The 14,902-nt window shown below is 36.7% G+C and carries 6 protein-coding genes; 2 read left to right on the top strand and 4 right to left on the bottom strand.

Features of this window, described 5'->3' with window-relative positions:
- Nucleotides 1-214 precede the first annotated feature (214 nt).
- Nucleotides 215-901: a head GIN domain-containing protein gene (locus MY04_RS00205; RefSeq protein WP_066204592.1), complete on the top strand. Its 687-nt coding sequence runs from the start codon at nt 215-217 to the stop codon at nt 899-901.
- A gap of 55 nt (nt 902-956) precedes the next feature.
- Here MY04_RS00205 and MY04_RS00200 read toward each other — a convergent pair whose 3' ends face one another.
- The 3 genes from MY04_RS00200 to MY04_RS00190 form a co-directional block, all read right to left on the bottom strand.
- A complete protein-coding gene (locus tag MY04_RS00200) occupies nt 957-3,878 on the bottom strand; it encodes a two-component regulator propeller domain-containing protein (RefSeq protein WP_084005707.1) in 2,922 nt (973 codons plus the stop codon).
- A gap of 219 nt (nt 3,879-4,097) precedes the next feature.
- On the bottom strand, nt 4,098-8,870 hold the full coding sequence (locus MY04_RS00195; RefSeq protein WP_066204584.1) for a glycosyl hydrolase family 18 protein: 4,773 nt from the start codon (nt 8,868-8,870) through the stop codon (nt 4,098-4,100).
- A gap of 263 nt (nt 8,871-9,133) precedes the next feature.
- On the bottom strand, nt 9,134-11,572 hold the full coding sequence (locus tag MY04_RS00190; protein WP_066204581.1) for a heavy metal translocating P-type ATPase: 2,439 nt from the start codon (nt 11,570-11,572) through the stop codon (nt 9,134-9,136).
- A 138-nt stretch (nt 11,573-11,710) separates the two neighbouring features.
- Between MY04_RS00190 and MY04_RS00185 the strand changes: the two genes are divergently transcribed.
- A complete protein-coding gene (locus MY04_RS00185) occupies nt 11,711-12,583 on the top strand; it encodes a DMT family transporter (protein WP_084005706.1) in 873 nt (290 codons plus the stop codon).
- An 899-nt stretch (nt 12,584-13,482) separates the two neighbouring features.
- On the opposite strand, the gene ftsZ is transcribed toward MY04_RS00185, so the two are convergent.
- Nucleotides 13,483-14,889: a cell division protein FtsZ gene (gene ftsZ, locus MY04_RS00180; RefSeq protein ID WP_066204575.1), complete on the bottom strand. Its 1,407-nt coding sequence runs from the start codon at nt 14,887-14,889 to the stop codon at nt 13,483-13,485.
- Nucleotides 14,890-14,902: the final 13 nt, after the last annotated feature.

Genomic DNA, 14,902 nt, shown 5'->3' with positions numbered 1-14,902 from the left:
ATCAATTTCTAAAACACGAATTACACTAATAAATTCCAAAAAAAGGATGACTAAAGTAACCCAATTTTATATACTTTATCCATTTTATGCAACCTTTATGATTTCTGTTGGTCTTTTGTCTGAATGGTTACTTTGAAACACACTATTCAATTAACTGAAGTAAAATAAATGTCGGGTATTAGTTATAACTCGATCACAAATCTACAATAATAAAATGAAATTAAAATTTATTCTATCATCGATCGTTACTTTTTTATTAGTAATCAATGCACTAAGCGCACAAACAGTCAGAGATTTAAAATCATTTGAATCTATTGGTATCTCTGGAGCTATTGATGTCACACTTATCGCAGGAAACAAAGACAAAGCAGAAATTGAGGTGTTTAGAAACACGAAAGTGGAAGATGTCATCACCGAGGTTTCTAATGGTAAATTGGTTATTAAACCAAGAAAGGGTGTGAGAAATGTTAATGCAAAAGTAACATTAACTTATTCTTCCAACTTAAACAAAATCTCATTTTCTGGCTCAAGTGATGTTGTAGGTAAGAATCCAATCAAAGGAGATCAGTTGGTATTTTCAGGAAGTGGTTCGGGTAGCTTTAAAGGTGAAGTAAACTGTACTTCTTTAACGACCTCTTTAAGTGGATCAGGAAATATTGATGTAAATGGTAAGGCAGACAATTTCACTGTTAAAGTAAGTGGTTCTGCTGATGTAAATGCATTTGATCTAGTTTCTAAAACAGTTCAAATCTCGGTAAGCGGTTCTGGGGATGTCGACTGTTACGCTAAAGAAGAGATTAACGCTACGGTTTCAGGATCGGGCGATATCAGATATAAAGGAACACCGACAAAAACTAAAATTAAAGTATCGGGTTCTGGAGATATTGAAAATGTTCAGTAAGAACACTTTTAATTTAACACGAAAGAGGTGGTCATTATTATGACTCACCTCTTTTTTATTTTCCTAAATTTAGAATAAAATCATTCAGCGATACATCAGAAGATAAATCCAAACGCTTTCTTAATCGCTTTCTAGCTACCTTCACACTATTTATTGATATACCCATTATAGAGGCAATATCTTTCGTACTCATGTTCAAGCGTATTAAATAGCATAACCTCAAATTACCATCGGTTAATCCTTTATTTAACTCTTGTAGTTCTTTTATAAAAGGTTGGTTCACCTCTGCAAATAATTGATTTAACACTTCCCACTCCTTCTCTAAATTTTCGGCATTTTTTATATCTCTTCGGATACTCTTTATTTTATTGATGGTAAATTCTTCTGGATTTTGTTGTAGGTGTAGTAATTTATCGTCGAGTTGTTCAATCAAAGAATTTAAATGAAGCAACCTTAAGGCATGAGTGGTTAACTCTTTTTCTCTTTTATCGAGTGTTTCTTTTATCAAATCTGCTTTTTGATTTTCAATATCAGACAGTAGTTGTTCCTCTGAAATCAAAACATTTAATCGATCATTGATAATACCTTCCATCTTCATCTTATTTCTATCCATCTTCTTGATCGTCCATCGATAGACGAAAACACCCATAATCAGTAACAATAAAGTGCAAAACAACTTAAACTCTAGCCTTTCATAAAAGTAGGGCAATAGTTGAAGTTTAAAAGATTGTATTGCCCCCCATTCTTGATGAGGATATCTTGCTCGCACTTGAAAAGTATACTCTCCGGGAGAAAAGTTAGAATACAATATAGATGAGGTGCTTTTTGTGGTTTGCCAATGATTATCAAATCCCAATAACCTTGTTTGATACTCTTGTTTATGATTTTGTCTAAAATCAACCGCCACATACTCAAAAGAGAAATTCCTCTCCTCAGGAGATAGGATTAGATGATTTTTATAGATTACTTTTTTAGTATTGAAAGGTACTTTTGATGAATGAACAATAACATTTTTAATAATAGGCCTCAAAGGTTTAACACTTGTATTCAATACCTTATTAGGATTAAAAATATTCACTCCATTCGTACCCCCAAAAGCCAAATACTTTCCACTTAATTTTGCTGATGCTCCAACATTAAATTGAGGTCCTTGCAACCCATCTGCAGCATTATAATTTAGAATAGTATTGGTTTTAGTATTATAAACAGTAATGCCTTTGTTGGTCGACAGCCATAGGTTATTCCCTTCGCTACTTTCAATACTATAAATAAACAGACTTGGCAAGGCAGTATTTATCTCTTCAACCTCAAATAAATCTTCTTGTCTGTTTAGTCGCCACAATCCTTTTCCGAAAGTACCTACCCAAAAATTCAATTTATCGTCCTCATAGATAGATAATATTGCATTATTGATGTTCATATTATCCTCCTCTTTATTATTAAAATAAAGTCTCTTGAAATCGTCTGATTCTTTTCTGTAACGATTCAATCCATGAAATGTCCCTATCCAAATATCCCCTTTGATATCTTTAAATACTTTACGGCAATCATTATTTGATAATGAATTCGGATTATCTTCTTGATAATTATATCGGTTTAATTCTTTCGTATGGAGATTATATTTTAATATACCATTTGATGTAGCCATCCATAAATAAGTGGTGTTATCGACCAAAATATCCCAGACCACTTCTTTTTCGATAGTATTTCCTTGATCATCAAACAGCTTTAATTTTTGGAAATTCTTTTTATCCCGACTAAAATACAGACCATTTTTATAGGTGCCTGCCCATAAAATACCATTCACTTCCTTTAGCGAAAGAATACTTTTAGAAGGCAAGAAGACCTTGGTGCTCATCATTTGTAAATCCACATGATGAAGTCCCCCACCATCGGTACCTATCCATATTTTCTCATCATCGTTCAAAATACTTGTCACACTCCCATTTTTCAGTCCCAATTCATTTCCTTCACCTTCTGTTATAGTATAGAAAGGATCGTTTAAATTGCATTGCAATAATCCATTACCAAAGCTTCCCAGCCAGACAATATTGTCATTCCCCACATAAATTGTATTGATAGTTTTAGAAGATATCTTTTTATTCAATATTTTTTGATGTTGCAATTCCTCTCCCTGTGTCAAAATCATCGCTCCATTACTTTCCGAACCTACCCAAATATTTCCTTTCTGATCTTTCGTAATTGTCTTAATAGAGTGACCAATATCTGCCAATCGTACTAACTGATGATCCTCATATCGATAAATTTCTCCTTGAGCTGTTCCTAAATAGAGTGAATGATCAAAAACTTCTAACACTTTAATCTGTTTTCCATTTAAATCATCAAATTGATATTGTTGGATGGATTGATTCAATATTAAGTCATATAAACTCACCCCACTTTCCGTTGCCACAAAAAGAAGGTTGTCCATTTTTTCAATCGAATTAATTTGAGAAGTTTCCTTGGAAATTAATCGATATCCATTTTTACTTTCCCTAAAGACTCCTTGATTAGAGACGCCGACAATCTTATTCAAATCATCATCCCAAAGAATTTTGCAAACATCTTCTATGGTATTATGGTTCGAAGTAATATGTTCCCGGTAGAAATTATCTCTTTCGTAATCATAAAACTCCAAGGAGCCATTGGTGCCAATCCAAACTTTATTCATGAGTGGATCCAACTCTAAAGTTCGAATAGAGTTAAAAGTCAACTTTTTTTCAGAGTTGTCTTGAAACGACGTGATGCTATTGCCGTCGTACATATTTAATCCGTCTTCTGTGCCTACCCAAAGGATGTCGTATTTATCTTGAACTAAAGCCGTAACGTTGTTGTGAGATAATCCTTGCTTAGCTTTTAGTGCAGTTAGTTTGGTTGGTACAGTAGAATTATTTGTTGCATCGTATCCGAACGAGGTAGAACAGATTGTAATAAAATAATACAACGCTACCTTATTCATTAGACTGAAGGTATTCATTAAAGTTAGTTGTGTTGAGAAATCGCTTTTAACTGTGTTGTTACCCTAATATAAGTTTTTATTTCTAGAATACAATTATCGATTTCTTTATCAATGACTTATTTGAAACTTAAATAGCTGGTAAAATCTTTAATTAAAGTAGTAATAAGATAGAGACAGAACAAATGCCCTGCCTCTATCTAACTTTAATGAACTAAATTATTTTCGTCAATCGTTATTCTATTTTTTGATAATTCGCTTAATAAACTGCTGATTACCCACTTGTCCTTTCACTATATAAACTCCCGAAGGCAACTTCGATCCGTCCAACTTCAATTGATTGTTTCCTTCATCAATGACTTGTTGCATCTCTGAAATTAAACCTCCTTGAAGATTGAATAATTGTAGACTTAACTGACCTGATTCTTCTGTACTAAAACGAAGAGTAGTTAAATCATTAAATGGATTTGGATAAGTTGACACCTCAAGTAATTTTTCTTCTAAAGATTGATCAGCAATCAACTGTCTAGTTCCACTTGGAGCCAACACGTCGTTCATCGCAACTAAAAGACTCTTTGATGCATCTTGAGTATCAAAAGTGAGCTCCCAGATAATTGTTCCTTGTAAACCATTATCTCTTGAGTAAGCTACTTTTGCCGCTGCACCTTTAGGCGTTTCGAAATAGATTTCTCTTCCGTCTAATCCAACATATCCGTTCAATCCGTTGGCATCGTTTGGATCATAAGAAGTATCTGCGTTCGGGTATAAATCTAAGATTTCATCATAACCTATGAAGTAGAATCCATTCGCTCCCTGTCCTGTTTCTGCTTTGGTTCTTGACAAATCATAACCATAGAAAGGTACACCAATTGCTAACTTATTCTTATCTACTCCATGACCAGATCCCTGCCAAGTAGACCATGTACCTGACCAATAACGAAGAGATGTTTCTACTGAATAGATCGGGTTAGCATCAGATGCTTTGGTATATTTACTGTTGTCTACATCGTAAAGAGATGAGTGCGGTCCGATAGGTGAATCGTTCCATGATCCTGTGAAATCATAGGTCATCAACCCTAACCAATCCAAGTAAGCTACTAGATCTGCATCGTAGTTATTGCCATACCAAGGAGTCGCAAAAACAGCACTAGATAACATCATAGATGGACGTTTCGCTCTGATCATTTTCGCTAGTAAAGTTAGACCGTATGATGCAGGATGTGCACCTTGCTCTACTTCACCACCCCACTGATCTGTTCCTCTTGTACGACCGCCTTGTTCTGCTGTTCCTGAAATTGCAGGGTCAGCCCACCAGCATTCTAAATCCAAATCAATACCGTCTAAGTTGTACTTATCTACAAAGGCAATCAACTTATCTGCAGTAGCATCGATGACAGCTGGGTTGTCTCTATACTGTTCCATTACATGCAGGAAACCGAAATCTTCCGCTCCACCTAAAGCGATGGATACTGTAGCTCCTTGGCTGTGTGCTTTCGGTACGATGATCGGCAATAAAGAATCCAATACATGCAATGACTCATCGCTAAACTCCCCATTGGTGAAAGACGGAGAATTATATCCTGCTGGGTTGTTTTGGTAGAAGGTTAAGAAAGCAACATTTACGTGAGTTACTTTAGTGTAATCCAAATCGCCAGGACTTCCTTTCCAAGTAGGAACATAACCAATAATTCTTTGAGATCCTGAAGGTGCTGGAGCAAATGGACCTGTCAAATTAATGGTACCGTCTGGGTTCACATCATTTACTGATGATTGTGTAAACTGTACCACTTTAGTTACTGTAGTTACGTTTCCTTGTGCATCAGTTGCAGTGGCAGTAATTGTGTAGCTACCAAAAGCTGTTGGAGTAAATGTTGTTTTATTTCCATTTACCGAAGTTCCATCTACATTTAATACTACATCAGAAACTACCCCATTTTCATCTTGAGCATCGACTTCAATATCAATTGTTGTGAGTGAAGTATACGTATCTCCTGCTGGATGTAAGAAGGCAACCGTAGGGACAACATCACCTAAACCGCCATTACCACATACTTCACCTGTATCTTCCCAAGGATCACCATTACCTGGCTCATCACCCTGAGTCCACCATTTCGCTCTATAGATTTTTCCATTATGCACCACCTGATTACCTCCAGTATAAACTGCCGTTGATTCCCAAACTGGATGAGGACAATCTACTACATCAGGCACCTCTGCTACAATAACTGTTGCAGATTGTGAAGCTGTTAAACCATCATTATCGGTTACTGTTACCTCTACAACATAAGAACCGTAAGCGGTTACCTCATAAGTTCCTTCTGATACTTCAGTACCGTTTACAGTATATACTGTTGAAGCAATTGTTCCATCCTCATCATTTGATGTTGATGATAAAGTGAAAGAATAAGGAAGCGTTGTTTGCACTGTCTCTGTACCTGGAGAGGTTAAGGTTACAGTTGGTGCTATTGGCTGTACTTCAGATAAAGTGATATTGACAGTCGTTGAACTCGTCAAACCAGTATCATCTGTAGCCGTTGCAACGATTTCATAATCGCCATAAGCTTCTGCACTGTAAGTATCACCTGAAACTGCAGTACCGTTTACAGTAACTACCACTGAAGCAACAGTTCCGTCTTCGTCAGTACTATTTGTTGTTAAATCAATGATATATGGTAACGTATTTTGCATGATCGTTCCTGATACCAAAGTAGCAAATGATACTGTTGGAGCAATTGGACCAACTTCACATGGTCCTAATGTTTTCCACCAGTGTTCTGCCGTTCCCGGAACTACATTATACAAATTGTTTACTTGGGCCTCGTAAAGCACACCTTCATGACTTACGACATCACCTGAGTTGTAAATTGCAGGATAAGCAGCATATTCTGGAGCATCACAATTTCCAGTTCCTCCTCCTGTATCAACATCTTCTTCTATAGTAATAGTAGATGAAGCAGTCGCTGTTTCACCATCATTATCAGTTACTGTCACATTAATAGTAAACTGACCAAATGCTGATGGAGTCCATGAAGCCGGTGACGCTGTAAAAGATTGTCCATCTACATCAATAGCAATTGATTCAACCGTTCCATCTGTATCTTGAGCATCAACAATAATTTCTATAGCTTCCAAAGTAGCTACTGTTAAAGTAGATGCATCCGTCGGAGATGTAATAGTAACCGTTGGTGCTTGATTAGGAACGTTTGTATCGTTAATTAAGATCGATGCAGTTTTAGTTGTCGTCTTTCCAAGATCGTCTGTTGCTGTTACAACAATGGCTTGCTCTCCGAATGAGGAAGGAGTGAAAGTTACTTCATAGGTGCCTGCATTGACTGTTGGAGTAACCGCACTTCCATTGACAGTTACTTCTACTGAAGCTATTGCAACGTCGTCTGTTGCGGTGAATGTGAATGTAACATCCTCTAAAGTTGGAGTATCAATAGTTGCCGGAGAAGTAATAGTTACCACTGGTGCAGGGTTGAATGGACCTGATCCTTCTGCAAAAACTTTGTTTACAACATGAGCCAATTCAGGTACTGTTGTCGGACATAATGGATAAGTACCCACTTTTCCATTTTCTGGACCTACATTCCAATCAGTAAATACCTGCCAGATAATTACACCTCCGATATCATTATCATTAATATATTCTGATTTTAGAGTAATCGATTGTTCGTCATCATAAGAAGTGAAATAATTATTTCCTCCAGCTGATTTCGTTAAGTAAGGAACTTTCGCATTATCATCCCAATGCTTTGTCCAACCTCCAGAAGCAATTGCCTCTTTGATTTGGAAATAGTATGGAGAACCTTCCGTTGCTCCCCAGTTATTTAAATCGGCTGCAGAAGATACTGGACCGTCCACAGAGAAAGTCACGTCTTTTTTGATTGTTGGAACGTTAACACCTGCTGGTCCATCAGTTACCACACCACGACCATAAAAGGCCATACCCATACATATTTTCTGAGAATTGATTCCTAAAGAATCACTCATGTAAGAGAAAGTCGTATGCCATGAGAAATCTCCCCACTCTTCTCCAGGGTAAGGATATAGAGGTGAATTATGACCCGCAATACCTGACCAACCACCATGAAAATCATATGACATCATATTGTAGTAATCCATCACCTTATCCAACTCTGCCCATTCTAAGTTTTTCAATTTAGTTGGAGCTGCAGAAAAAGCTGCTGTAATCAAACGGTCTGGTCCGATGGCTGCTCTAATATCTTGCATCAAAAGAGTGAAATTATGATAGTCGTCTTCCGTGCCTGTAAAGTTCATCCCTGCAAATGGACCTGGATATTCCCAATCGATATCGATTCCATCAAATCCATATTCTTCTACAAGAGTAACACAATCTTGGATGAATCTTGCTTTCTTAACTGGATCTGCTGCCATTTCAGGAAAATGCTTACACATCGACCATCCACCAATAGACGCCATTACTTTCACACCATATTGATGTGCAATTTTAATCATACCCGGAGATGGATATTCTGTTAAAGGCCATTCGCCTTGCTCACCCGTAGCTGTTCTAATCCAACCGTTGTAAGCTCCACTTGGTTTTGGTTCATAACCTAGTTCATAAAGGACATCGTCCCATCCCCAAAATTCTTGAGGGAAACCTAAAACCATTGCTTGATCGTGAGAAGAGTACTTGTCGGGATGAAGCAAATCGCCCGGTTGTTGAATTGTACCTTCTTGATAGATTTGTTTGTTTCTCAAATCTCCACTATGTAGAGAACCATCGACTGCCACTCCAAAAAAGGAGAAGTTTAAAATAGTATACTGAGAATAGTCAATGTTGTAGTGGTTGAGAGAACCTTTCGGAATGTTGAAATCCTGACCTTTCCAAGCGTCCCAGTTAGGGACATAACCGATGACTTGTTTTCCGTGGTCTTTTGTCGCATAAGGAGCGCCAGAGTCAATCTGACCCATAGCTCCGCTAAATGGCATCATCGTCATGAGCCATGCAGAAAGTCCAATGAGGAACTTCTTGTAGATGTTGTTCATCTTTTTGATAGTTAGATTGTAAATAAAAGAATAGTAGCTGATTGTAAGTTTGGATATTACTGAAGTTAAACTTGTTGCTACCTGATGACAAACCTATTTAGAATCTTCATTAAAATAAAAAGTGTACAACATACAATTAGAGATACAACATCATTTAGAGTAGATACAAAAAAGGGTACAAAAAGTATGTACCTTGGGGGTACATACCTTCCATACCACTATATTTTTCGAACATTTTGAGGATACAACCTCAAATGATTTTTCTAATTATTAGAGTTATTGATCACAAACTTTCTTCCTGCCCAAGTTGTACCCATCATGCCGACAAGTACCACAGAAATAGAACTTAAAGGCATCAATATCGCAGCAATTAATGGAGATAAATTTCCTTGAACCGCAAAGCTTAACCCTATAATGTTATAAAAGAATGAGATGACGAACCCAACATACACCATTCGAACTGCAGCTTTAGAAAAACGGAGGTATTTGTTGAGATCTTTCACTCTATTGGCAGCTAAAATACCATCACAAGCAGGTGAGAATTGATGAGCATCTTCCGCTACAGCAATACCTACATCAGATTGTTTCAAAGCACCTGCATCATTTAGGCCATCACCAATCATCAATACTGTTTTTTTATTGGATTGATGTGATTGAATATCATCCATCTTATCTTTTGGCGATTGATCAAATTTCATTTCGGTATTTTCAGGAAAGATCTTTTGCAACCTTTCTCTCTCCGATGAGTTATCACCTGACAACAATGAAATACCATAGCCCTTCGTTACTAAATAATGTAACAGTTTATCAATGCCTTTTCTTAATGATTGTGCTAAGGTAAATCGACCAATCACTTCATCATTTATTTGAACATAGGAAACCGTTTGGAATGTTTTCTTACCAAATCCTTCAGCAGAAACAAAAGCTGCTTTACCCATTTTCATAGGTACACCATCTACGATACCCTCAATTCCGTTTCCTTCGACCTCTTTAAAATCAGTTACTGATAATTTTTGATCAAATGATTTCATAACGTCTGCAATTCTGCTTGACACCGGGTGAGTGGACTGAGAAGTTAAGGCATAAACCATAGCTTTTTGATGATCGGAAAGTACATCGCCTTCGAAATTAATTCCTTGCTCTTTAGCCGAAGTAATCGTGCCTGTTTTATCAAATACTAAGTGATTAACACTGGCCATTTTTTCTACAGCTCGAACATCTCTCACATAAAGACCGAAACGAGCCATTATTCTCATCGCATTACCTAATGCAAAAGGAGCATTTAAGGCCAATGCACATGGACAAGCAATAATCAACACTGCTGTAAAGGTATTCACCGCATGGGTGGGTCCATCCACATTCCACCAATACACACCAGCAATAGACGCGACTAATAGAATAACTAAAGTGAACCACTTACTAATCACATTGGTCTTAGATTGTAAGAAGTCCGCTGTATTTTCTTCCGTAAACGTTTGTTCATTCCAAAGTCTCGTTAAATACGACTGTGATACCTCTTTGGTCACTTCTACCTGAATCACACCTGCAGTTTGCTTACCACCTGCATATAATAAATCACCCGATTTCTTACCCACAGGTTTAGATTCACCTGTCACGAAACTGTAATCTATTTGAGCATCTCCTCTTTTCAAGATCGCATCGGCAGGTATTAATTCTCCATTTCTGATTTCTAGTGTATCGTTGATCTCTAGCTTACTTAATGGAATATTTTCTTTCTCCCCTTTGACAATTCTAGTGACTGCTATTGGGAAATATGATTTATAATCACGTTCAAAGGAGATATTATCAAATGTCTTTTGTTGGAACCACTTACCAATTAAAAGTAGGAAGATTAAGGCACCTAAAGAATCTAAGTAGCCTGCTCCTGTTTCCATCAAAATTTCAAAAGCACTTCTTAAGAATAAGGCAAAAATACCTAGTGAGATAGGGACATCAATATTTACCCCTTTGTGTTTGATGGCTTGCCAAGCGGATGTCAGATAATCCTTAGCCCCATAGAAAAATACGGGCAAACTTAGAATCAGATTAAGGTAACCGAATAGATCAATAAAATCCTTATCCTCTACGGTAATTCCTAAATACTCAGGAAAACTAAGCATCATGATATTACCAAAGCAAAAACCAACTACACCTAACTTAATGTAAAATGACTTCTCCTGACTCCTTCTTTGTTTCTCTTTTTTGTTCTTTTCAAGATCATCAAGGTTGATTAATGGCTCATAACCTAAATTAATCAACATCTCTACTAAAGATCTTAAGGTGATTTTATCTTCTTCAAAAGTGATATAGATCTCACGTTTCAAGAAATTGACCTTAGATTCTAATACGCCTCCGTGTAATTCAGGCAGTTTTTCCAAGAGCCAAATACATGATGAACAGTGTATTTGAGGAAGATAGAAAGACAGTTTTGCGATGTTTCCATCTGTAAAATCAATCAGTTTACTGCGGATAACATCATCGTCTAGGTAAGCTAATTTTTCTTTTTGAGAGCGTCCTTTTTGTTGTACTCCAGGTTGATTATTTAATCGATAATAATCAGATAGATTGTTCTCTTGTAATAAGTCATATACCATATGACAACCATTACAACAAAACTTCTTTCCTTCATCATTTGTTATGATTTCATCGACACAATCTTCCCCGCAGTGGTAACAAGTTTCTTTATGATTATTTGAGTGCATTCAGTTCATATTCAAGTATGAATGGCAATTTACACCCTGAAATCATAAATAGTTATTGATAAATGTCAATGAAATAGAATAATTCACATTTTTTACATTACTTTTGGTCAACCAATTTTTATATGGACAAATAATTACATGAAACTACATTTAGGCAAAGGTTCTCAACAAATGCTTTTATCTGCTTTCGTCATAACGAGTATGCAGGTAATTGTGAAAGTTATTAATCACATTCCTCCTCAAGAAATCGTATTTTTTAGAGCATTGATTGCATTCGTCATCAGTTACGTAACCCTGAAAAGACAAAACGTAAACGTATGGGGTAACAACAAAGGATGGTTATTAACTCGTGGTTTTGTAGGTACTTTAGGTATGGTATTACTTTTTGCAAGTTATCAAAATCTACCATTAGCCACAGCAGTGGTCTTACAAAATCTAGCTCCTCTTTTTACTGCAGTATTAGCAGTGCTCTTCTTAAACAAAACATTAAAACCTATCCAATACCTATTTTTCATTTTATCTATTGTAGGTGTAGTGGTTATTAAAGGTTTCGACCCAGATGTTGATATGTTCTACCTTGTTGTTTCTGTACTAGGTGCACTTGCAGCTGCAGGGGCTTATACAGCGATAGGTAAATTAAAAGGCAAAGAACATCCGGTGGTCATCATATTTTACTTCCCATTCATCGCCGTTCCTTTAACGGGAGTTTGGTGCTATTTTACTGAATGGACCACTCCTGCAGGTTGGGATTGGGTGGCCTTATTAGCGATTGGTATCTTATCACAAATTAGTCAGATCCTTTTAACTAAAGCATATCAATCTGATGATGATACAGCAACAGTTGCTAGTATGAACTACAGTAGTGTAATTTATGGTGTTGCCTACGGTATCTTATTATTTGGCGAATTCTTCTCATGGCAAGTACTTATGGGAATGCTATTAGTGGTTGCAGGTTCTATTTTGAATTTGATTTATACGAATAGGAAAGCGGTGACGGAGACGAAAGCGTAGATTAGGTAGCAGGTAGCAATATTGATGCTCGTTTTTAATTAGGAATTAGGAGATAGGAATTAGGAGTTTCTAATCTAACGCTCGGTTTTAAGTAATAACTAATAGGGAATAAGGAGAGTTTTTTTAAAAGTGGAGTATCAAAGGCCCATTGATTTATTGCTAGGGATAATTATAAAGTAAGAGGTAAAAGGTAAGGTGATAAAATAAATGCTTTAATATACACCTCTACAATTACTACGAGGTGGTGCAACCCCTCGTAAATAATATAAAGATAAAGTATCTAAAACATTGATATTCATTTCGAATAAGGAATATCATTCACCTCTCTTACACAAGGAGGGGTGCAACCCCTCCGAATATATGAGGACATTAAAACCTTCAACTAGATTGTATCACCCTCGTAAATAAAATAAAGATAAAGTATCTAAAACATTGATATTCATTTCGAATAAGGAATATCATTCATCTCTCTTACACAAGGAGGGGTGCAACCCCTCCGAATATATGAGGACATTAAAACCTTCAACTAGATTGTATCACCCTCGTAAATAACTAAAGATAAAGTATCTAAAACATTGATATTCATTTCGAATAAGGAATATCATTCATCTCTCTTACACAAGGAGGGGTGCAACCCCTCCGAATATATGAGGACATTAAAACCTTCAACTAGATTGTATCACCCTCGTAAATAACTAAAGATAAAGTATCTAAAACATTGATATTCATACCGAATAAGGAACATCATTCTTCTCACTTACACAAGGAGGGGTGCAACCCCTCCGAATATGCCAGGGACGAAACATAATATAACTTCTCCTCTACAAGGGTATATAAAACACAAAAAAGGTCGAAGACTTAAATCTTCGACCTTTTTTAATTTATAAAACTATAGTGTTCTATTCTTCTTCTTTTGATGAATTCAATTTCACTCCTCTTCTCAAATAAGCTGGAACATCTCTAAGATCTTTCAGTTCTTCACTTGAGATATCTTTCATCGAGTCAATTTTCTTATAACTAGATAATCGACCTTCAAATGGAGTTTCTAATGCTTCTTCGTTTTCTGATTTTTTAATTTCAGGAGTAGGAGCATCGTAATCATCCTCTAAAGAATAAACTGTTTTTGTTCTTTCTTCTTGAACTTCGCTTGTTTGGGGAGCCGCCGAAATTTCTTCCTCAGCTTTCACTTCAGGAGAATCTTCAACAACTTGAGGTGCTTCAACCTCTACTTTTACTGGTTCAGGCTTAGTTACATTAGGTGTATTTATTTTTCTACCTAAGCCAGACTCCCCTTTGTTAAAAAAATCACCCTTAGGTAACTCGTTATCAGTTTCGAAACCTGTCGCAATAACAGTAACGCTGATAGCATCACCTAAAGACTCATCTTTTGCAACACCGAAGATTACTTCCGCTTCTTCACCTGCTCTGTCTTGGATGTAAGTTGTTACTTGCTCCAATTCAGCCATATCAAGATCGTCATAATCGCTTACAACTAATGATAATAAGATGTATTTAGCATTAGTAATATCCGTGTTATTCAATAATGGAGAGGCGATTGCTTGTTCAGTAGCTCTAATTGCACGGTCTTCACCTGATTCAATTGATGAGCCCATTACAGCAGTACCTGCTTCTCTCATTACAGTATTAACGTCTTCGAAATCGACGTTGATATATGCATCAACAGTAATGATTTCTGCAATTGATTTTGCAGCTCTTGCTAAAACATTATCTGCTTGAGAGAATGCTTCACGCATAGATGAACGACCATAAACTTCTTTCAGTTTCTCGTTCAAAATAACCAATACTGTATCACAGTGTTCTTTTAATTCTTCGATACCAGTTAAGGCACGTCTTTCTTTAGGCTTTCCTTCGAACCTGAAAGGCATTGTAACAATACCAACAGTTAGGATACCTAAACTACGAGCAATCTCAGCAATTACCGGAGCAGCACCAGTACCTGTACCACCACCCATACCGGCAGTGATAAATACCATTTTAGTACCATTCGATAAAAATTGCTTGATTTCATCCTTAGTTTCTAATGCAGACTCTCTTCCGATTTCAGGTTTTGCACCTGCACCGAGGCCGTCAGTTAACTCAAGGCCTAATTGTACTTTATTAGGAACAGGACTAGATTCTAAAGCCTGCTTATCAGTATTAGCGATAAAGAAATCCACATCGTGAATTCCAAGTTCGTACATGTGTCGGACAGCATTACCGCCTCCTCCACCAACACCAACCACTTTGATAATTTTGTTAGCAGCAGGGTTGCTAGACATATCAAACTCGTAGCTCGTTTCAGTCATAGACTCAAAAAAT

This window comes from Flammeovirga sp. MY04 (assembly GCF_001682195.2).
Taxonomy (GTDB): Bacteria; Bacteroidota; Bacteroidia; order Cytophagales; family Flammeovirgaceae; genus Flammeovirga; species Flammeovirga yaeyamensis.
The sequence above is the reverse complement of the archived record's forward strand: the minus strand, read 5'-3'. Positions and strand labels throughout refer to the sequence as shown.